This is a genomic window from Novosphingobium sp. P6W (assembly GCF_000876675.2).
Classification (GTDB): domain Bacteria; phylum Pseudomonadota; class Alphaproteobacteria; order Sphingomonadales; family Sphingomonadaceae; genus Novosphingobium.
The window spans coordinates 1,965,313-1,984,422 of sequence record NZ_CP030352.1 but is presented as its reverse complement, the minus strand read 5'-3'; the positions used below and the strand labels follow the sequence as shown (position 1 = coordinate 1,984,422).

Below are 19,110 nucleotides of genomic sequence, written 5' to 3'. Positions count from 1 at the left end.
CCCGATACGGGGAGGGGAACCGCCGCAAAGCGGTGGTGGAGGGGATTGCCGGCCGACGCAGCGCTGCGTCAGGCCGCGCATCCCCTCCGTCAGCCCTGCGGGCTGCCACCTCCTTGGATCGGGGAGGACGTGCCCGCCCCGCCGCCCGCCAGAACCTCGCGCCGGATGCGCTTGACCAGCCCCGGATCGGCAAGCAGCCGCGTTTTCTCCTCATCGAGGATGGCGATGAACGCGCGGCGCTTGAACCCCAGCAGTTCCACCGGCGACATCGCGTGCTCGGCGCCCAGCGTCGAGGCGATCATGTCCATAACCCGCTCCGCCCCGTGGAGGCGGCCCCACAGATAATCGTTTTCGCGGTAAGTCCGGCTGAAGAAGGCACCGAAGTTGTAGAACTCGGTCCCGCGCAAAGTCTCCCCGGTGCCGCCGCGACGGATCGCATGGCAATCCTCGGGTGAAATCCGGTCGACCAGCACGGGATCGAACTCGTTCAGCCCTTCACCGCGCAGCAGGGGCAGGGTGACCGTATCGTAAAACGGGAACCCCAGATAGGCGAGCAGCACGCGGCGGCGCAGCGCCTGCGGCATCGCCGCCAGCGCCTGCGCCAGCAGATCGTCGACAGCCACGTCCGCCTCGATCAGGTTACGCCGCTCCTCGATATGATCGACGACTGCTTGCGGGTCCTCGAAAAATGCCCGCGCCAGCGCCGGAAAATCATCGCCCAGCGCCGCCAGCGGCTCGCGCTCGATATAGAGCGAGAGCGCCGCGTAGATCGCTGCCCGCGCCTTGTCGCGGTCCTCTTCGGTGACGTCGGCCTCGGCCTCCCATTCCTGCGTCACCCGCCGCGCCAGCAGCCGCAGGCGGCGCACCCTGAACGCGATGTCGTGCGAGCGGAAGAACCCGACCATCGCGGGCGAAACTGCCTCGCGCAGCGCCTGCGTGCGGTCGATCCCGCTGGCGGCAAGGTGCAGCATCAGCCGAGCCCTGATCGGTTCGGGCGAGGGCAGGTCCAGTTCCGGCGCAGCCTCCAGCACCATGCGCGCGATCATCGCCGCGATGCCGCTGAACTTGACCTGCGCATAGCCATGATAGGCATAGCCCGCCTGCTCCGACGCCGCGCCTTGCGCCTTGGCCCGCCACGCCGCGAGCCGCTTGGGCGTCGGCCGGTCCAGGAACAGGGTATGGCCGAACAACCTGTCCACCGTTTCCTCGATCTGCGGACGCATGGCGAGGACGATCTCGCGCAGCGTCGCCATCTCGCGCGACTGGCGGGCGAGGGTTTCCAGATTGTCACGGATCGGCTGCTCGCGCGGGATCGCCGAGAGTGCGCCGAATATCACCGGGAAGAAACCGGGCAGGGTAGTATCGCGCCGCATCTCCGCACCGAGGTGGTCGGGCGAGGGGTCGATATAGACGAAGCGCCGATCGATCTCACGCGTCGCCGGCCGGTCTCGCAGCACTGCCATCGCATCCGAAAAAGGTGCGTTGACCAGCACCGAGCCATCGATCAGCGACACCGAATCTAGCTCTCCGCGCCGCGCATGTTCAGGCATCACCCGCGCAAGGAAAGCATCCCGCTCCGGCCACGACGCGCCGTGTTCGGCGACAAGACGGTCGATCTCCTCGATCCGTAGCGGCGGGAAAGCGCCGGGAAAGCTGGCCGAGGCCCGCGCCGCCAGCACCAGTTCCGGAATACCGGCCAGCGGCTGTCCGCCCGTTCGCCCGGCCACTGAGTGGAAGCCCAAAGTCAGACGATGCTCGCTCTCCAGCACCAGTTCGGGCGAATGGAGCCGCAGCGTTTCAAGGTGTCCCTTGAAGTCGGTAGCGGTGACGAACAGGTCCAGGGGATGGTCTGCCGGTAGCAGCGGTTTGCCTGCCGGCGCCTCAGCCATAGCCGTCAGCGCGCGGTAGAGCAGGCGCGAGAAACCGATGCCGCTGAACGGCGGCTCGAACCAGCGGGAGCGGATCAGGCGCGACAGCTTGTCGCGCACTTCGGCCCGCGCCTCGGGCGCGACGCTGGCACTAACCGCATTGCCGGGCCGGTGCAGCAGGTAGGAGACGAGGGGGCTCGCCCAGAACTTCGCCGCGCGCGATCCGGGCCGCGCCTCGGGATCGAGCAGCATGTCGACGTCGGCATTATCGAGCCACAGGTCGGTCAATGGCTCCAGCGACTGCCCCGAATGGATCGCCTGCGCAAGGAAGACGCTGTTGATGCCGCCCGCGCTGGCCCCGGCGACGATATCGGTAAGGATGCGCAGGCGAACATTGCCGCCGCTCTCAAGCCGCTTCAGCAGGGCGAGATAGACCGCCGCGCTGCCCTCGGGCGCGTCTTCGCGTGACCATAGCGCACGGCTGGCCTGAAGGGCCTTCCACAGTTCCTTGGTGACGCCGTGCATGTAGACCGCAAGGCTGACACCGCCATAGCAGACCAGCGCGATCCGCAGTTCTTTCTGCTGCATTTACATAGCTTGGCGCAGGCGGACGATATTGGCAATATTACAAGAATGGTAATTGCGTTCTCATTCCGTTCCGGTTAGTCGATCAGGCATGGCGAAACCGAAACGTCGATTTATATGCCAGGCCTGCGGCGGTGTTTCCACGCGCTGGCAGGGCCAGTGCCCCGATTGCAGCGAGTGGAATACGCTGGCCGAAGACGCGCCGCAGACGATCTTCTCGTCCAAGCACGACTTGTCGTCGGGCGGGCGGCCGATCCTGTTCACCCCGCTCGACCAGCCCGGCGAAATTCCCAAGCGGCGCACCAGCGGCATCTCCGAATTCGACCGGGCGCTGGGCGGCGGTTTCGTGCCCGGTTCGGCGATTCTGATGGGCGGCGATCCGGGTATCGGCAAGTCGACGATCCTGCTGCAGGTATCGGCCAACGTTGCCAGGGCAGGCGGTCTTTCGGTCTACGTCAGCGGCGAGGAGGCAGCCGGACAGGTCCGCCTGCGTGCCGAGCGGCTCGGCCTTTCCAACGCCCCGATCCAACTCGCGGCGGCAACTTCGGTGCGCGATATCCTGACTACGCTGGGCATGATGGACCCGCCGGCGCTGCTGGTGATAGATTCGATCCAGACCATGCATTCCGACCAGATCGAGGGCGCCCCCGGCACCGTCAGCCAGGTCCGTGGCTGCGCGTTCGAACTGATCCGCTACGCCAAGGAAAACGGCGTCATCCTCGTCCTCGTCGGCCACGTCACCAAGGACGGCTCGATCGCCGGCCCGCGCGTGCTGGAACACATGGTCGACGTGGTGATGAGCTTCGAGGGCGAGCGAAGCCATCAGTACCGCATCCTGCGATCCTTGAAGAACCGCTTCGGCCCCGTCGACGAGATCGGCGTTTTCGCGATGGAGGGCACGGGACTTGCGGAAGTAGGCAACCCCTCGATGCTGTTCCTCTCAGGCCGGGAGGAACCGATGGCCGGCTCTGCGGTGTTCCCGGCAATGGAAGGCACCCGCCCGGTACTGGTTGAAATCCAGGCGCTGATCGTCCGCTTGCAAAGCGGCGCAACCCCGCGCCGCGCTGTGGTGGGCTGGGATTCGGGCCGAATGGCGATGTTGCTCGCTGTGTTGGAAGCGCGCTGCGGGCTAAGTTTCTCCAGCGCCGAAGTCTACCTCAATGTCGCGGGCGGCTACCGCCTGAGTGACCCCGCTGCCGACCTTGCCGTCGCCGCCGCGCTGATCTCGGCGTTGGGGGACAAGCCGCTGCCGACGACCGCCGTGTGGTTCGGCGAAGTGTCTCTCGCGGGAGAGATACGCCCGGTCGCCCATGGTTCGATCCGCCAGCGCGAATCGGCCAAGCTCGGCTTCGAGAGCGCGTTCGGGCCGTCCAATGGGCCGCCGCCGGAACAGGGGCTGAAATTTTCCGGACTGGCAATGTTGCCCAACCTCGTTGACCGCATCCTGTCCGATGCCTAATCCTGTCCGTCTATGACTGGCTTCGACATTGCCGTGCTGCTCTTCGTGGGTCTCGGCGCCATTACCGGTTTCATGCGCGGCTTCGTGCAGGAAATCCTGGCGCTGGCCGCGTGGGTCTTTGCGATCTTCGCCATCCGTATGCTGCATGCGCCGGCCACCACCTGGCTGGAGCCGCATATCGGCTCGGATTCGGGCGCAGCGGTGCTTGCTTTTGCGCTGTGCCTCGGCATTCCGTTCGCGTTTGTGAAGCTGGTCGCCAAATGGGCGGGCAGCAAAAGCCGGGCCTCGGTGCTGGGGCCGATCGACCGGGCGCTCGGATTCGGCTTCGGCGCGGTGAAGGGCGTGATCATTATCGTGCTGGGTTTCTCGGTGCTGGTGCTGGGCTACGATACCGTGTGGGGTGTAGGCGGCCGGCCCGACTGGATCACGACCGCACGGACCTATCCCTTCATCAACGCCAGCAGCGAAGCACTCGTCCAGGTGATCGCCGAGCGCCGCCGCGAAGCTGTCGCCGCCGAGGCCGCGCGCTGAGCGCCATGACTGCTGCCGTTCTTTACACCCCCGCAGTGCTTGGCCTGACGATTGAGCTGGCGCGCTATCCGCTCACCGACGATCTTGCGCTGAGCGGTGAGGGGCGCTCAAAAAGTTGCGGCAGCACGATTACCCTCGGGCTTTCGACGGGGGCCGAAGGCACCATCGAGCGGATCGGCGTGCGCAGCCAGGCCTGCGCAATCGGGCAGGCGGCGGCCGCTATCTTCGCAGGCGCTGCCGCAGGATGCACTCCGGCGCAGATCGGGCAAGCGAGCCGCGAGATTGCCGCATGGCTGGCCGGTGAAGGTGCCTTGCCGGATTGGCCGCGCCTTGATGTCATAGCCGCCGCGCGTGACTACCCAGCGCGCCACGGCGCCGTGATGCTGCCTTGGAATGCTGCCGTGGCAGCACTTTCCCCCACGTAAATTATGTCCCGTTTGTGTGCTTGCGCCGCATGGAGCGATCCGCAGGCGTTTTAGTCGATAATTCCGCCAGTTATCGGGTGCATTTCGGATATTCCCTCTTTTGCTGCGCAGCAATTTGTGTTGCAATGCGATATTGCAGGATGATATCCTAAACATCCGCAGGATTGGGGACTGGTAATGGCTGAAACGGCGTCGAATGACGACAACACCGTAATCATCAAGAAATACGCAAACCGGCGACTCTACAACACCCGCTCGTCGAGCTACATCACGCTTGACCACCTATCCAAGATGACCCGCGAAGGGGTGGACTACAAGGTTCTCGACGCCAAGACCGGCGCCGACATCACCCACACCATCCTGACCCAGATCATCATGGAAGAAGAATCCAACGGCGAGCAGATGCTTCCGGTGAACTTCCTGCGCGAACTCATCAGCATGTACGGCAATTCGATGCAGTCGCTGATCCCGCACTATCTGGAAGCCTCGATGGAAAACTTCCGGGCCAACCAGTCCAAACTCGCCAAGGCATTTGAAGACAGCCTGGGCAACAACCCGCTGGCCAAGCTGGCTGAGCAGAACATGGCAATGTTCCGCGCCGCTTCGTCGGCCTTCATGCCCGGCGCCGAAAAGGGCGACGCGCCCAAGGCTCCGTCCGAAGGCCCCGCGCCCACCGGCGAATCGGCTGGCGATCTTTCCGCGCTTCGCGACCAGATGGCCGAAATCCAGAAGCGGCTCGACTCGCTGGGCAAGTAATCGGCTTCCGTGCGCAGATCGAACTGATGGCAACCCGTGCGTCCCGGCCTGCCGCGCGCATCATCCTGCTGGATGATGCCGGCAGGGTCCTGCTATTCCGGTTCGATCCGCCGGGCCGCCCTCCGTTCTGGTGCACGGCGGGCGGCGCCGTCGACCCCGGCGAAACGTTTGAGCAGGCTGCACGCCGCGAACTGCTTGAGGAAACCGGCATTATCGCCGAACCCGGGCCGGAAATCGCGCGCAAGCAGGCTGAATTCATCACCATCGAAGGCGTGCCGGTCATCGCCGACGAGCGCTATTTCCGGGTCCATCTGCCTGCCGGCACCGATCCTGATGCGATCGATACCGGCGGCCATACCGAACTCGAACGCGCCGTGATGAAAAGCTGGCGCTGGTTCGACCGCGCAGCGCTGGCCGCGATGGACGAACAGTTCTTTCCCGAAGATCTGGCAGACTTTCTCGATTAGCCGTTTCGCGGCGTTTGAACCTTGGCCCAAGTGCCGCTAACAGCGCTGCCATGAATCAGAAGTCCAGCCAGACGCCCGCCATCCGCCACGCCCTCAACACCAAGCGCGCGGACGATTTCGCCCAGTGGTATCAGGAAGTCGTTTCCGAAGCCGAGATGGCCGAGGAATCCGGCGTTCGCGGCTGCATGGTCATCAAGCCGTGGGGCTACGGCGTGTGGGAACGCATCCAGCGCCTGATGGACGACCGGATCAAGGCTGCGGGCGTTCAGAACTGCTATTTCCCGCTGTTCATCCCGCTGTCCTACTTCGCCAAGGAAGCCGAGCACGTCGAGGGTTTCGCCAAGGAAATGGCGGTCGTCACCCATCACCGCCTGATCGGTGACGGCAAGGGCGGCCTGGTGCCCGATCCCGAGGCCAAGCTGGAAGAACCGCTGATCGTGCGCCCCACTTCGGAGACGGTGATCGGCCAAGCCATGGCGCGTTGGGTGCAGTCGTGGCGCGACCTGCCGCTGATGGTCAACCAGTGGGCCAACGTCGTGCGCTGGGAAATGCGCACCCGCATGTTCCTGCGTACCAGCGAGTTCCTCTGGCAGGAGGGCCACACCGCCCACGCCGACAAGGACGACGCCATGGTGGAAACCCTGCGCGCGCTGGAAATGTACCGCGATTTCGCCGAGGACGAACTGGCCATGCCGGTCGTCGCCGGTGAAAAGCCGGAGAACGAGCGCTTCCCCGGCGCCGTCGCGACCTATTCGATCGAGGCGATGATGCAGGATGGCAAGGCGCTCCAGGCGGGCACCTCGCACTACCTCGGCACAGGGTTTGCCCATGCCGCGGGCATCACCTTCCAGGACCGCGAAGGCACGCAGCAATATGCGCATACGACCAGTTGGGGCACCTCGACCCGCATGATCGGCGGCCTCATCATGGTCCACGGCGACGATGATGGCCTGCGCGTACCGCCGCGCGTCGCGCCGCACCAGATCGTGATCCTGCCGATGCTGCGCGAAACGCCTGAGGACGACGCGCTGCTCGCGTACTGCGAGGAACTGCGCAAGGCTCTCAGCCGCCAGACCACGCTGGGCGAGCCGGTGCGCGTGCTGCTCGACAAGCGTCCCGGCAAGGCTACGCAGAAGCGCTGGGCCTGGGTCAAGAAGGGCGTGCCGATCGTGCTGGAAATCGGCGGCCGCGATGCTGCCGGCGGACAGGTTTCGATGCTGCGCCGCGACCGCCTGTGGAACGAGGCCGCCAAGGCCAACTTCATCGGCATGGCGAAGGACGATTTCGTCGCCAAGGCTGCTGCCGAGATCGAGGACATCCAGGCCTCGCTATACGCCGAAGCCAAGACGCGCCGCGATGCGAACATTGCGGCCGCCACCAGCTTCGATGAAGTCGCCGCGTTCTTCTCCGACGACAAGCGCTATCCGGGCTGGGTCGAAGTGGAGTGGGCGCGCCCTACCGGAGATGAACTGGAAGCGGTCGTGCAGAAGCTCAAGACGCTGAAGCTGACGATGCGCAACACCCCCTTGGATGCGGCACCGGTGACAGGCGCTTGCATCTTCACGGGCCGCCCGGCGGTCGAGAAAATCTACGTGGCGCGGTCTTACTGATCGCGATCGGGGGGAAAGCGACATGCTGGGGGCGATCAAGTACAATCTGCGCAGTATCGCCCGTTTCGATGGGCGGGATGCGCGGCAGACCTTCTGGTTCTACGTCCTTTTCCTCGTGATCTTGCAGTACGCGGTCGGCATGGCTCTGTCCGTCCCGATGTTGGGCGGCGCCATGACCGAAGCGATCCACGGGGCCATGAACGGCGCTGCGCAGGCCGAACTTCAGGCGCGCATCATGGCGAAGATGGGCAGCTACATGCGCACCACGATGATCGTCAGTTCGATCGTTTCGATGGTCGTCAGCCTGCTTCTGGTTGCCTCGTTCGTTCGCCGGCTGCACGATTCCAACCGGCCAGGCTGGATCGCTGGCCTTGCCCTTGGTCTGTCGCTGGCCGCCAGGGTCTTCGTCTGGATCAAGATGGACGAACTCGTCGATGCGACCATGCTGGGCGCGGGCGGCGACATGACTGCGGCGATGGCCGTACAGTCGAAAATGCTGGCGGGCACGTTGTTGGGATGGGCGGCCATGCTGATCGTGGTGGTTTTCGGAGCCTGGCGCTCCACGCCGGGGCCGAACCGGTACGGTGAACAATCCGTCCGCTACTGACCGGGCGGCCGGCGCGCCCATTGCATTAGCGCGCCATCGGCTCCATTGCTGGGCTTATGCCTTTCAAGAACCGGCCCGCTCCCGGCTTGCCCACGCGCAAGCAGATCCTCGACTTCATCCAGAATGCGCCCGAAACGGTGGGCAAGCGCGAGATTTCGCGGCATTTCGGCCTGCAGGGCGCGGAGAAGATCCAGCTCAAGGCGCTGCTCAAGGACATGGCCGAGGAAGGCCTGATCGACGGCAAGCGCACCGCCTTCCACAAGATGGGCGGGCTGCCCAAGGTCACCGTGCTGCGCGTGATCGATATCGAGGAGGGCGAGGCCATCGCTGTGCCCGATACCTGGCAGCCCGAGGACGCCACGCCGCCGCCGCGCATACGCCTGATCGAGAAAGGCCCGCGTGGACAGCGCCCGCCTGCTGCTTTGCGCAAGGGCGACCGTGTGCTGGCGCGGACCGAGGAGAGCGAAACCGGCTGGCGCGGCTATCCGATGAAGAAGCTGGAACTGCGCGCGGACCAGGTTCTGGGCGTGGTCGAGGTCGACACCGCCGGCAAGGCGTGGCTGGCGCCTGTCGACAAACGCATCCGCAATTCCTCGCTGATTTCCGACCTTGGCGGTGCGAAGCCGGGCGAACTGGTGCTGGGCGAGCCGATCGGCAAGTCGATGCGGCCTTCGATCAAGGTGGTTCAAGTGCTGGGCGAGCCGCTGGCGCCCAAGGCCTTCAGCCTGATCGCCATCCACAAGCACGGCATCCCCAACCACTTCGGGCAGGAAACGCTGGACGAGGCGCAGTTGGCGGCGAAACTGCCGCTCAGCCACGACAAGCGCGAGGACCTGCGCCATCTGCCGATCGTCGCCATCGATCCCTCCGACGCGCGCGATCACGACGATGCGATCTGGGCCATGCCGGACGGGCAGGGCGGTTTCGACGCGCTCGTCGCCATCGCCGACGTCTCGTTCTACGTGCGCCCCGGCGGCGAGATCGACCGCGAGGCCCGCAAGCGCGGCAATTCGGTCTATTTCCCCGACCGCGTCGTGCCGATGCTGCCCGAAGTGCTGAGCGCCGACGTCTGTTCGCTGCGCTCGGGCGAGGACCGGGCGGCTATGGCCTGCCACATGAAAATCGACGCCGAAGGCCGCGTCACCGAATGGCGCTTCACCCGCGCGCTGGTCCGCATCCATGAGGTCATCGCCTACGAGGAAGCGCAGGCGCGGATGGACGAGGACCGCGCCGAGGATCACCTCAGGCACCTGTGGGATTGCTGGGCGGCGCTGGCCACGGCGCGCAAGAGCCGCGACCCGCTGGAACTGGAACTGCCCGAGCGCCGCGTGAAGCTGGACGACAAGGGCCGCATCACCGAGATCGCCATCCGCGAGCGGCTCGACGCGCACAAGGTGGTCGAGGACTTCATGATCGCGGCCAACGTCGCCGCCGCCAAGGCGCTGGAGTCGAAGGTCGCCCCGGTGGTCTACCGTATCCACGAGACGCCGAGCCGCGAGAAGCTGATGGCGCTTAAGGACTATCTCGCCACGTTCGAAAAGAAGCTGTCGCTGGGTCAGGTCATCACGCCGGGCCTGTTCAACCGAATGCTCAAGGACATCACTGGCGAGGCCGAGAAGGCGCTCATCATGGAAGCCGTGCTGCGCAGCCAGACGCAGGCTTATTACGGCCCCAGCAATGCCGGGCACTTCGGGCTGGCGCTGGGTTCCTACGCGCACTTCACATCGCCGATCCGCCGCTATGCCGACCTTCTGGTGCACCGCTCGCTTGTCGACGCCTATGGGCTGGAGCAGCCCCGGCCCGTCGGCGACATCCCGGCGACGTCCGGCCTCGCCGAGCGCGACCGCAGTGACCTTGGCCGCATCAGCGACGTCATCAGCAAGGCCGAACGCCGCGCCATGGAGGCCGAGCGCGAGACTATCGACCGCTACGTCGCCGCCTGGCTGTCCAGCCGGGTGGGCGAGGTGTTCGACTGCCGCATCACCGGCGTCCAGAAGTTCGGCTTCTTCGCCACGATCCTCAGCCTTGGCGGTGACGGCCTCGTGCCGGTATCGACATTGGGTGACGAGCGGTTCGGCTATGACGAGAAGGCACAAGTGCTGGTCGGCGAGCGGACCCGCACCACTTATGCCATCGGGCAGATCGTGCGTCTGCGTCTGGCCGAGGCGAATCCGCTGACCGGCGCTCTCAAGTTCGAACTGGAGGACGCCGAAGGCAGCATCGAGCCGCGCGGGCGTCCGCAGCAGCAGGCTTTCCAGAAGCGCGGCAACCACCTGGTAGGTAAGCGCGGGCGGCCGGCGAACATCCGGCACAAGGGCAAGAACAAGCGGTAGGCGGGCGGTCGCGCCCTGCCTGCATTCTTCGACAAGCTCAGGATGAGCGGAGTTGGGTGGGGCAGGGGCCGCCAGCAAGCACAGTCTAAACGCCTCCGATTTTCCGCTCATGCTGAGCTTGTCGAAGCACCGTGACCATCCGCTGCCCCCGCAGCGAATCTCAGCTCAAGCGTTCGATCGCCTCGGCGTCCAACCCGCCGGGGACGACGAACACCGGGCAGGTCATATGCGCCATGCCCGCGCCGGTGAAGTGCGCTACCAGCGGACCCGGCCCACCTTCGTTCGCCGCGCCCAGAACCAGCGCCGATACCTCGGTGTGTTCCTCAAGGTACTTGCGCACCACCTTGATGTCTTCTCCGACGCGAACAGATATTACCGGCATCTTGGCGCCTTGCGACAAAAGGTTTCCGGCGGCTGCCGTGACCAGCGTTTCGGCGCGCGCGCGCGCTTCTTCCTCGATGGTGGCCTGAACCCCGGCGAAGGCGTTGAAAGGCTGCGGCGGAACGAGCGCAAGAAGGTGCAAAGCCCCGTCAGTCTTGGCCGCACGCCTTGCAGCGAACTGTAGCGCCACAAGGGCTTCGTCGCTCTCGTCGACAATCACCAGATAGATGCGCATTGGTCAGGCCCTCTCCACTGAGGTTATCGATAGGGCAAGGCTGCAGTGCAAGCCACCACTGTTGCGAAAAAAGAAACTGCGTGGTGCTTGTGCGCAAGCGTCAAGTTGTCCAATGAGGGGCCAAATCCCGTTGAAGACCTCCCCCGGATCACAAGGAACGCGATAGTTTCCATGCCCATCGAGATCAAGATGCCCGCCCTGTCGCCCACGATGGAAGAAGGCAAACTCGCCAAATGGCTGGTCAAGGAAGGCGACACCGTTTCTTCCGGCGACATCATGGCCGAAATCGAAACCGACAAGGCCACGATGGAATTCGAGGCCGTGGACGAAGGCACCATCGGCAAGATCACGATTGCCGAAGGCACTGAAGGCGTGAAGGTCGGCTCCGTGATCGCCGTCCTCCTCGGCGAGGACGAGGATGCCTCGGCTATCGACGCTGCCCCTAAGGCTGACGCGCCGAAGGAAGAAGCTCCCAAGGCCGAAGCCCCGAAGGCTGATGCCAAGTCCGCGCAGCCCGCTCCCGCCGCCAAGGCTGAAACCAAGGCTCCGGCCGCAACCCAGGAGGGCCGCGTGATCGCATCTCCGCTCGCCAAGCGTATCGCGACTGCCAAGGGCGTCGACATCGAAGCCCTGACCGGGACCGGCCCCAACGGCCGCGTCGTCAAGGCTGACGTCGAAGCGGCCCAGCCGGGCGCCGCCAAGGCAAAGAAGGCCGCGCCTGCCGCTGCAAACGACGCCGCTCCCGCCGCACCGGCTTCCACGGTCCAGATGGCCGACGAAACCCGCGCGCTGCTCGACGCGCGTATCCCGCACAGCGTCGAAAAGCTGTCCGGCATGCGCAAGACCATCGCCCGCCGCCTTACGCAGTCGATGCAGGAAGCGCCGCACATCTACCTCACGGTCGACGTGCGCCTCGACAAGCTGATGGCCCTGCGCGCCGATATCAACACCGCGCTGGAAAAGCAGGGCGTGAAGGTTTCGGTCAACGACATGCTCATCAAGGCGCTCGGCCTGGCGCTGATCGAAGTGCCCGAGTGCAACGTGACCTTCGCCGGCGGCGAGCTTATCAAATATGAGCGCGCCGACGTTTCGGTGGCGGTTTCGATCCCCGGCGGCCTCATCACCCCGATCGTGCAGGACGCCAACGGCAAGTCCATTTCGGCGATCGCCAAGGCCAGCAAGGACCTGGCCGCGCGCGCCAAGGACGGCAAGCTCAAGCCTGAGGAATATCAGGGCGGCACCGCCTCGATCTCCAACATGGGCATGATGGGCATCAAGCAGTTCACTGCCGTCATCAATCCCCCGCAGGCGACCATCCTCGCCATAGGTGCAGGCGACAAGCGCCCCTGGGTCATGCCAGACGGTTCGCTGGGAGTAGCAACCGTGATGACAGCAACCGGCAGTTTCGATCACCGCGCTGTGGACGGCGCCGATGGTGCGCGCCTGATGGCCGCGTTCCGCAACTATGTCGAAAACCCGCTGGGTATGGTCGCCTGAGATGGAGAATGAGGCCGGAGACCTCGTCATTCGCGTGACCGCGATGCCGACCGACCTCAATCCCTATGGCGGCGTCTTCGGGGGCTGGCTGATGAGCCAGCTCGCCCTTGGCGCCGCTTCTCTGGTGACCCGCCGCACCGGTCACAAGGCCGTCGTCGTGGGCGCGACCGATTTTACCTTTCCCGGCGTCATGGTGGTGGGCGATGAACTCAACGTCTATGCGCAGGTGGCAAGGACCGGGCGCACCTCGATGACCATCGCCACGCGCGGCTTTGGCCGGGCGCGGGCGAGCGAGAACCAGGTCGAAGTCGCCGCCGGCACTTTCACCTTCGTCACGCTGGATGATAACGACCGGCCGCGTGCCGTCGCCACGACCATGGGTGTCGATTGATATGACTGAAGAATACCGCGAACCCGTCATCCGCATCACCGCGATGCCTGCCGATGCCAACGCTTACGGCGACATCTTCGGCGGATGGCTGATGAGCCTGATGGACATGGGCGCCGGCCTGATCGCCGCCCGTCATTCGCATGGCCGCGCGGTGACTATCGCGATGGACGGCATGCAGTTCCACAAGCCCGTCAAGGTCGGAGACGAAGTCTCCGTCTACGGGAACTTGCGCAAGGTGGGGCGCTCCTCGATGACCATAGCCATCGAGGCTTGGCGGCGCCACCGTCATGAAGAAGAACAGGTGAAAGTAACCGAAGCGGTCTTCACCTTCGTTGCGATCGACGATGCGGGCAAACCCCGCGCTATCGAACAGGAGAGTTGATTCAGTGGCTGATACTTACGACGTCATCGTTCTCGGTTCCGGCCCCGGCGGCTACGTTGCCGCGATCCGCGCTGCGCAGCTGGGCCTGAAGACCGCCATCGTCGAGCGCGAACTGCTCGGCGGCATCTGCCTCAACTGGGGCTGTATCCCGACCAAGGCGCTGCTGCGCTCGGCCGAGATCCTGCACCACATGAAGCACGCCAAGGACTACGGCCTGGCGGCGGACAACATCACCGCCGACCTCGACGCCATCGTCAAGCGCTCGCGCGGCGTCGCCAAGCAGCTCAATCAGGGCATCACGCACCTGATGAAGAAGAACAAGATCACCGTCCACATGGGCACTGGCAAGCTCGTCGCGCCCGGCAAGCTGGAAGTGACCGGCGACAAGGGCAGCGAAACCCTGTCGGCCAAGCACATCATCATCGCCACCGGCGCCCGCGCCCGCGACCTGCCCAAGGCGAAGGCCGACGGCAACCGCGTGTGGACCTATCGCCATGCGATGACGCCGAAGGAAATGCCGACCAAGCTGCTGGTTCTGGGTTCGGGCGCCATCGGCATCGAATTCGCCAGCTTCTACAACGACATGGGCGTTGATGTGACGGTCGTCGAGATGCTGGACCGGATCGTGCCGGTCGAGGACAAGGACATCTCGGTGTTCCTGGAAAAGTCGCTGACCAAGCAGGGTATCAAGATCCTGACCGGCGCCAAGGCGGGTGACGTGATCCCGTCCGACAAGGGCGTCACCGTCAAGATCACCCCCAAGGGCGGCAAGGAAGAAGCGCAGGAATTCAGCCATGTCATCGTCGCCATCGGCATCGTGCCGAACGTCGAGAACATCGGCCTGGAAGAACTGAAGATCGAGCCGGACGAGAAGTTCTTCGTCAAGGTGGACGATTATGGCCGCACCAACGTGCCCGGCGTCTGGGCGATCGGCGACTGCGTGAAGGGCCCCTGGCTGGCGCACAAGGCCAGCCATGAAGGCACCACCACGGCAGAATCCATCGCCAAGGAAATGGGTAACAAGGAAGTCCACCCGCATCCGCTCGACCGCAACAACATCCCGGGCTGCACCTACTGCCACCCGCAGATCGCGTCGGTCGGCCTGACCGAGGCGAAGGCCAAGGAAGCGGGTTACGAGGTCAAGGCCGGAACCTTCCCGTTCATCGGAAACGGCAAGGCCATCGCGCTCGGCGAGGCGGAAGGCTTCGTCAAGACGGTGTTCGACGCCAAGACCGGCGAACTGCTGGGCGCCCACATGATCGGCGCGGAAGTGACCGAGATGATTCAGGGCTACGTCGTGGGCAAGACCCTCGAAACCACCGAGGCCGAACTGATGAACACGGTGTTCCCGCACCCGACGATCTCGGAAACGATGCACGAGGCGACGCTGGCCGCCTACGGACGCGCGCTCCACATGTGACGTGCATTCAGTGCAAAGCGAAAGGGGCGGGCCGCAAGGTCCGCCCCTTTTCGTTGAGGGCCAGCGCCAGTGCGCCCACCTCCGCTCATCCTGAGCTTGTCGAAGGACGAGCGGGCGGGGATCGGCAGAACGCTTTACCCCGCCGCGCGAACGATATGTTCGAACACCGCGACATGCAGCGGCTCGGCGAACTCGCAGCCCACGGCGCCGTCACGCACCCAGCAGATGCGTGCGCTCAGTAGCTGAAGCCCGGGAATGCGGATGCGCAGCGGTACTTCGGCCCGCGCATCGGCAAACTTGGCTATGCGAAAACCACCTGGGGAAAGATCTTCCAGCCGCGCTGCTTTCCAGGGCCGGGTGCCCTGGCGCACTTCGCACAGAATCTCGACGCCGATTCGCGTGGAACGCGCCGCGTGACCATCGTTCGGGTTATTGATTCCGTGGTCCTGCAATGTACTCTCCTTGGGCGGGATGAACGCTTGGCGCCCAATTGGTTACCATGTCGTTAGCGTTTCGGCGCAGAGTGCCTCCATAACGGTGGACAGTCTGTTTTACCGGAAGTTTCGTGCCAGAACGACCAGCGTCGGATCTCCTTCCAAAGGCTCGGGGCGCACGTCAATGTCGAGGCCCGGGCGGGCGGCCAGGGTGACGGTCAAAACGGTAGGGAAATCGGCCTTTCGCGAGGAAGCGATGCGGCAATTCCTGACCCGTTTCCTGTGCCTCACGCCTTGATCCGGATCACAAGCGGCCCCACTTTCGGCATTGCGTGCGGTCCTGATACCAATGTCCAGTGTCGTGACCGCGCGCCAGCCGTGATAAGGCTGCATCAAGGCCGGAAGAGCCCGGCACGAATGACGCGAGAGGAGAGCACCGAAATGGCTGACGCCGTCTATCCCGTACCCACCGAGTGGGCCGAGAATTCCCTGATCGACGACGCCCGCTACCAGGAGATGTACGAGAAGTCGGTCGCGGACCCGGACGGCTTCTGGCGTCAGGAGGCTCAGCGTCTCGACTGGATCAAGCCCTTCACCGTGGTCAAGCAGACCAGCTTCCATGAGGAAGACTTTGGCATTTCGTGGTTCGCCGACGGTACGCTGAACCTTTCGGCCAATTGTCTCGACCGGCACCTGAGCGCACACGGCGACGACATTGCGATCCTGTGGGAGCCGGACAGCCCGGACCAGCCGGAACGCCGCATCACGTATCGCCAGCTACACGAACAGGTCTGCCGTTTCGCCAACCTCCTCAAGGCGAAGGGCGTCAGGAAGGGCGAGCGCGTCACCATCTACCTGCCGATGGTGCCCGAAGCTGCGGTCGCCATGCTCGCCTGCGCGCGCATCGGGGCGATCCACTCGATAGTCTTCGCCGGCTTCTCGCCCGACGCGCTCGCGGGGCGCATCACCGATTGCGACAGCCGTATCGTGCTGACAGCCGACGAGGGGCTGCGCGGCGGCAAGAAAGTTCCGCTGAAAGCCAATGTAGACGAGGCGGTGCAGCGTTCGTCCTGCGTCGATACGGTAATCGTGCTGGCCCACACCGGCGGCGGCACGCCCTTGGTGGAGGGCCGCGATATCGACTGGGCTTCCGCCGTCGCGGAGCAAAGCGCCGACTGCGCGCCTGAGGAAATGAACGCCGAAGACCCGCTGTTCATCCTCTACACCTCCGGATCCACCGGCAAGCCGAAGGGCGTGCTGCACACCACCGGCGGCTATTCGGTCTGGGCGTCGATGACGCATGAATACGTCTTCGATTACCGCCCCGGACAGATTTTCTGGTGCGCGGCCGACGTGGGCTGGGTGACCGGGCATTCCTATGCCGTCTACGGGCCGCTGATGAACGGGGCCACCACGGTGATGTTCGAGGGCGTTCCCAACTTCCCCGATCCCAGCCGTTTCTGGCAGATCGTCGACAAGTTCGGCGTCGAGATATTCTACGGCGCCCCCACCGCTCTGCGCGCCCTAATGCGCGAGGGTGACGACTGGGTGAAGAAGACCAGCCGCAAGTCGCTGCGCCTGCTGGGATCGGTGGGCGAGCCGATCAACCCCGAGGCTTGGTCGTGGTATCACGAAGTCGTGGGCGAGGGGCGATGCCCGATCGTCGACACCTGGTGGCAGACCGAGACCGGCGGCATCATGATCACCCCGCTGCCGGGCGCTACTGCGCTGAAACCCGGCTCCGCCACGCGCCCGATGTTCGGCGTCCAGCCCAAGCTGGTCGATACCGAGGGCAAGGAGATCGAGGGTGCCGGCGACGGCTGCCTCGTCCTCACCGATAGCTGGCCTGGCCAGATGCGCACCGTCTGGGGCGATCACGACCGCTTCTTCCAGACCTATTTCAGCACCTTCAAGGGCACCTACTTCACCGGCGACGGTTGCCGCCGCGATGAGGACGGCTATTACTGGATCACCGGCCGCATCGACGACGTCATCAACGTCTCGGGCCACCGCATGGGCACCGCCGAAGTCGAAAGCGCGCTTGTCGCTCATCCCAAGGTTGCCGAGGCGGCCGTCGTGGGCATGCCGCACGAGATCAAGGGGCAGGGCATCTACGCCTTCGTCACCACCAATGCCGAAGTCGAGCCGGACGAGGCCTTGCGCAAGGACCTTGTCGCCTGGGTCCGCCACGAGATCGGCCCGATCGCGACCCCTGACGTGATCCAGTTCGCGCCGGGACTGCCCAAGACCCGCTCGGGCAAGATCATGCGCCGCATCCTGCGCAAGATCGGCGAGAACGACTTTTCCAATCTCGGCGATACTTCGACCCTCGCCGATCCTTCGGTGGTCGACAACCTCATCGCCAACCGGCCTCAACCCGCCACCGCCTGATGTCAGAGGGGCCTGAAACGCTCGGCGACCAGCTTACGGAGATGGTTTGTCGCGAATTTCAGGTCCTAATAATTCTCCACGTAAAATAAGTTCATATCGCCCTCATTGCCGGAAAAGTGCCAGTAATGGCTGCCGGCTATGCTTTTGTTAAGGAAAGTTATCTGGACGATATTTCGGGAGTGTGATGTAGTTTTGCTCAGGCGATCACCCGCTGTCGTGCCGGAGCTTCTATGCCCACGCTTTCCATCTGCATTCCGACATACAACCGTTCCCACTGCCTGGCCGAACTTCTCGACAGTATCATCGCTCAGGACATGCCCGAAATCGAAGTCGTCGTCAGCGACGACGGCTCGCCCGACGACACTGCCGCTCTTGCCCGGCGCTATGGCGAAAGGATCGCGCGGTTCACGTTCCTGTGCCAGCCGGTAAATATCGGCGTCGACCGTAATATCCGTGCCGTCACGGAAGCCGCGACGGGCGATTACATCTGGTTGATCGGCGATGACGACCGTCTGGAACCGGGCGGAGCGCGCCGGGTGATGAATGCGCTGGAACGCTGGCCGGGCGTGGTCGGACTGACGCTTGGCGTTGTCGATTACGACGTGACCCTGCGTCACGTCACCGGCCTGCGGGTCATGCCCAGAACGCAGCGGATCGAAGGCGCGGCAGCGGTCTTTAGCCGCACGGCCGACTTGCTCGGCTACATATCGGGGACCGTCGTGGATCGCCGCAAGTGGAACGCTGCCAGCGCCGACCCCAGTGCGCGTGCCATGAAGAACCTTTACTCGCCGGTCTACATCCTTGGCCGCGCCGTGGGTGCGGCAGGTGCATGGGGCATCGTCAACGAACCTTGCATCGGTTTCCGTTCCGGCAACGATCAGCTCAAGCGCAGGGTCGGCTGGCTGGAGCGACTGAAGATCGACGTGCGCGCCTATGACGAGATCGCGGACCTGCTCTTTGCTGGCGATCGCACCGCGCACCGGGCGATGTGCAAGCGGGTGTTCGATACGCACATCCTTGCCCGCATCGTTAATGCAAGGACCGGCGGGGAGGACTCCGGCGAAAGGCTGGACGCTGCAACATACCTGATCGGGCGTTATGCAGCGATGCCCCGATTGTGGTTGCTCGGCCTACCCATGCTGTTCGCCCCTGCCGCAATGCTTCGCGCTGTGCGCAGCGCCTACAAGCGGATGGTCGGCTCATCGGGTACGGCAAGGGCCCGGCAGTTCGTTTCAGCCGAAACCGACGCCGCAGCCACCCGCGTCCCGCTACCACATAGCAGCGATGCGGTGCTTCGGGGGCCGAAGCGGCTGCAAGGCCAGTTCCAATAGGCAGGCG

Annotated in this window: 17 protein-coding genes; 14 read left to right on the top strand and 3 right to left on the bottom strand. The window is 64.5% G+C overall.

What is annotated here, in order from left to right; translation table 11 throughout:
• Positions 1-89: 89 nt before the first annotated feature.
• Entirely contained in the window at positions 90-2,456 is a 2,367-nt protein-coding gene (locus TQ38_RS09665; RefSeq protein WP_043973105.1) for a patatin-like protein, read from the bottom strand.
• An 88-nt stretch (positions 2,457-2,544) separates the two neighbouring features.
• Here TQ38_RS09665 and radA point away from each other — a divergent pair, with 88 nt between their 5' ends.
• The 8 genes from radA (at position 2,545) to rnr (ending at position 10,641) form a co-directional block, all read left to right on the top strand.
• The gene (gene radA / locus TQ38_RS09660; protein WP_043973107.1) at positions 2,545-3,912 is read left to right on the top strand and encodes a DNA repair protein RadA; all 1,368 of its coding nucleotides are present in this window, start codon (positions 2,545-2,547) and stop codon (positions 3,910-3,912) included.
• Between the two features lie 12 nt (positions 3,913-3,924).
• Complete coding sequence (locus tag TQ38_RS09655; RefSeq protein WP_043973108.1) at positions 3,925-4,443, top strand: CvpA family protein; 519 nt, start codon at positions 3,925-3,927, stop codon at positions 4,441-4,443.
• 5 nt (positions 4,444-4,448) lie between these two features.
• Positions 4,449-4,868 carry an iron-sulfur cluster assembly scaffold protein gene (locus tag TQ38_RS09650; RefSeq protein WP_043973109.1) on the top strand — a complete coding sequence of 140 codons (420 nt, stop codon included), beginning with the start codon at positions 4,449-4,451 and terminating at the stop codon, positions 4,866-4,868.
• 177 nt (positions 4,869-5,045) lie between these two features.
• Positions 5,046-5,624, top strand: coding sequence for a polyhydroxyalkanoate synthesis repressor PhaR (gene phaR / locus TQ38_RS09645; protein ID WP_043973111.1), 579 nt, complete (start codon positions 5,046-5,048; stop codon positions 5,622-5,624).
• Between the two features lie 26 nt (positions 5,625-5,650).
• Complete coding sequence (locus tag TQ38_RS09640) at positions 5,651-6,091, top strand: NUDIX hydrolase (RefSeq protein ID WP_043973112.1); 441 nt, start codon at positions 5,651-5,653, stop codon at positions 6,089-6,091.
• Positions 6,092-6,141: 50 nt separating this feature from the next.
• Complete coding sequence (gene proS, locus TQ38_RS09635; protein WP_043973113.1) at positions 6,142-7,701, top strand: proline--tRNA ligase; 1,560 nt, start codon at positions 6,142-6,144, stop codon at positions 7,699-7,701.
• A 22-nt stretch (positions 7,702-7,723) separates the two neighbouring features.
• Positions 7,724-8,308: a DUF805 domain-containing protein gene (locus TQ38_RS09630; protein ID WP_043973114.1), complete on the top strand. Its 585-nt coding sequence runs from the start codon at positions 7,724-7,726 to the stop codon at positions 8,306-8,308.
• A 56-nt stretch (positions 8,309-8,364) separates the two neighbouring features.
• Positions 8,365-10,641, top strand: coding sequence for a ribonuclease R (rnr, locus tag TQ38_RS09625; protein WP_043973115.1), 2,277 nt, complete (start codon positions 8,365-8,367; stop codon positions 10,639-10,641).
• A gap of 160 nt (positions 10,642-10,801) precedes the next feature.
• Here the strand turns inward: rnr and TQ38_RS09620 are convergent, their stop codons facing one another.
• A complete protein-coding gene (locus TQ38_RS09620) occupies positions 10,802-11,257 on the bottom strand; it encodes a universal stress protein (RefSeq protein WP_043973116.1) in 456 nt (151 codons plus the stop codon).
• Between the two features lie 171 nt (positions 11,258-11,428).
• Between TQ38_RS09620 and TQ38_RS09615 the strand changes: the two genes are divergently transcribed.
• From TQ38_RS09615 to lpdA, 4 genes are read left to right on the top strand one after another with little or no spacing between them, the layout of a single operon-like run.
• Entirely contained in the window at positions 11,429-12,754 is a 1,326-nt protein-coding gene (locus TQ38_RS09615; RefSeq protein ID WP_043973117.1) for a pyruvate dehydrogenase complex dihydrolipoamide acetyltransferase, read from the top strand.
• A gap of 1 nt (position 12,755) precedes the next feature.
• On the top strand, positions 12,756-13,145 hold the full coding sequence (locus TQ38_RS09610) for an acyl-CoA thioesterase (RefSeq protein WP_043973118.1): 390 nt from the start codon (positions 12,756-12,758) through the stop codon (positions 13,143-13,145).
• 1 nt (position 13,146) lies between these two features.
• The gene (locus tag TQ38_RS09605; RefSeq protein WP_043973120.1) at positions 13,147-13,527 is read left to right on the top strand and encodes an acyl-CoA thioesterase; all 381 of its coding nucleotides are present in this window, start codon (positions 13,147-13,149) and stop codon (positions 13,525-13,527) included.
• 4 nt (positions 13,528-13,531) lie between these two features.
• Positions 13,532-14,947 (top strand): dihydrolipoyl dehydrogenase, encoded by a 1,416-nt coding sequence (gene lpdA / locus TQ38_RS09600; protein ID WP_043973122.1) that lies wholly within the window; start codon positions 13,532-13,534, stop codon positions 14,945-14,947.
• A 134-nt stretch (positions 14,948-15,081) separates the two neighbouring features.
• Here lpdA and TQ38_RS09595 read toward each other — a convergent pair whose 3' ends face one another.
• Entirely contained in the window at positions 15,082-15,399 is a 318-nt protein-coding gene (locus tag TQ38_RS09595) for a PilZ domain-containing protein (RefSeq protein WP_240197849.1), read from the bottom strand.
• Between the two features lie 423 nt (positions 15,400-15,822).
• Between TQ38_RS09595 and acs the strand changes: the two genes are divergently transcribed.
• Both acs and TQ38_RS09585 read left to right on the top strand, forming a co-directional pair.
• The gene (gene acs, locus TQ38_RS09590; protein WP_043973125.1) at positions 15,823-17,772 is read left to right on the top strand and encodes an acetate--CoA ligase; all 1,950 of its coding nucleotides are present in this window, start codon (positions 15,823-15,825) and stop codon (positions 17,770-17,772) included.
• Between the two features lie 230 nt (positions 17,773-18,002).
• Complete coding sequence (locus TQ38_RS09585) at positions 18,003-19,103, top strand: glycosyltransferase family 2 protein (protein WP_082057584.1); 1,101 nt, start codon at positions 18,003-18,005, stop codon at positions 19,101-19,103.
• Positions 19,104-19,110 lie beyond the last annotated feature (7 nt).

Coding starts and splice junctions, on each gene's coding strand:
- TQ38_RS09665 (WP_043973105.1), bottom strand. CDS start 2,456: ATGCAGCAGAAAGAACTGCGGATCGCGCTGGTCTGCTATGGCGGTGTC.
- radA (WP_043973107.1), top strand. CDS start 2,545: ATGGCGAAACCGAAACGTCGATTTATATGCCAGGCCTGCGGCGGTGTT.
- TQ38_RS09655 (WP_043973108.1), top strand. CDS start 3,925: ATGACTGGCTTCGACATTGCCGTGCTGCTCTTCGTGGGTCTCGGCGCC.
- TQ38_RS09650 (WP_043973109.1), top strand. CDS start 4,449: ATGACTGCTGCCGTTCTTTACACCCCCGCAGTGCTTGGCCTGACGATT.
- phaR (WP_043973111.1), top strand. CDS start 5,046: ATGGCTGAAACGGCGTCGAATGACGACAACACCGTAATCATCAAGAAA.
- TQ38_RS09640 (WP_043973112.1), top strand. CDS start 5,651: ATGGCAACCCGTGCGTCCCGGCCTGCCGCGCGCATCATCCTGCTGGAT.
- proS (WP_043973113.1), top strand. CDS start 6,142: ATGAATCAGAAGTCCAGCCAGACGCCCGCCATCCGCCACGCCCTCAAC.
- TQ38_RS09630 (WP_043973114.1), top strand. CDS start 7,724: ATGCTGGGGGCGATCAAGTACAATCTGCGCAGTATCGCCCGTTTCGAT.
- rnr (WP_043973115.1), top strand. CDS start 8,365: ATGCCTTTCAAGAACCGGCCCGCTCCCGGCTTGCCCACGCGCAAGCAG.
- TQ38_RS09620 (WP_043973116.1), bottom strand. CDS start 11,257: ATGCGCATCTATCTGGTGATTGTCGACGAGAGCGACGAAGCCCTTGTG.
- TQ38_RS09615 (WP_043973117.1), top strand. CDS start 11,429: ATGCCCATCGAGATCAAGATGCCCGCCCTGTCGCCCACGATGGAAGAA.
- TQ38_RS09610 (WP_043973118.1), top strand. CDS start 12,756: ATGGAGAATGAGGCCGGAGACCTCGTCATTCGCGTGACCGCGATGCCG.
- TQ38_RS09605 (WP_043973120.1), top strand. CDS start 13,147: ATGACTGAAGAATACCGCGAACCCGTCATCCGCATCACCGCGATGCCT.
- acs (WP_043973125.1), top strand. CDS start 15,823: ATGGCTGACGCCGTCTATCCCGTACCCACCGAGTGGGCCGAGAATTCC.
- TQ38_RS09585 (WP_082057584.1), top strand. CDS start 18,003: ATGCCCACGCTTTCCATCTGCATTCCGACATACAACCGTTCCCACTGC.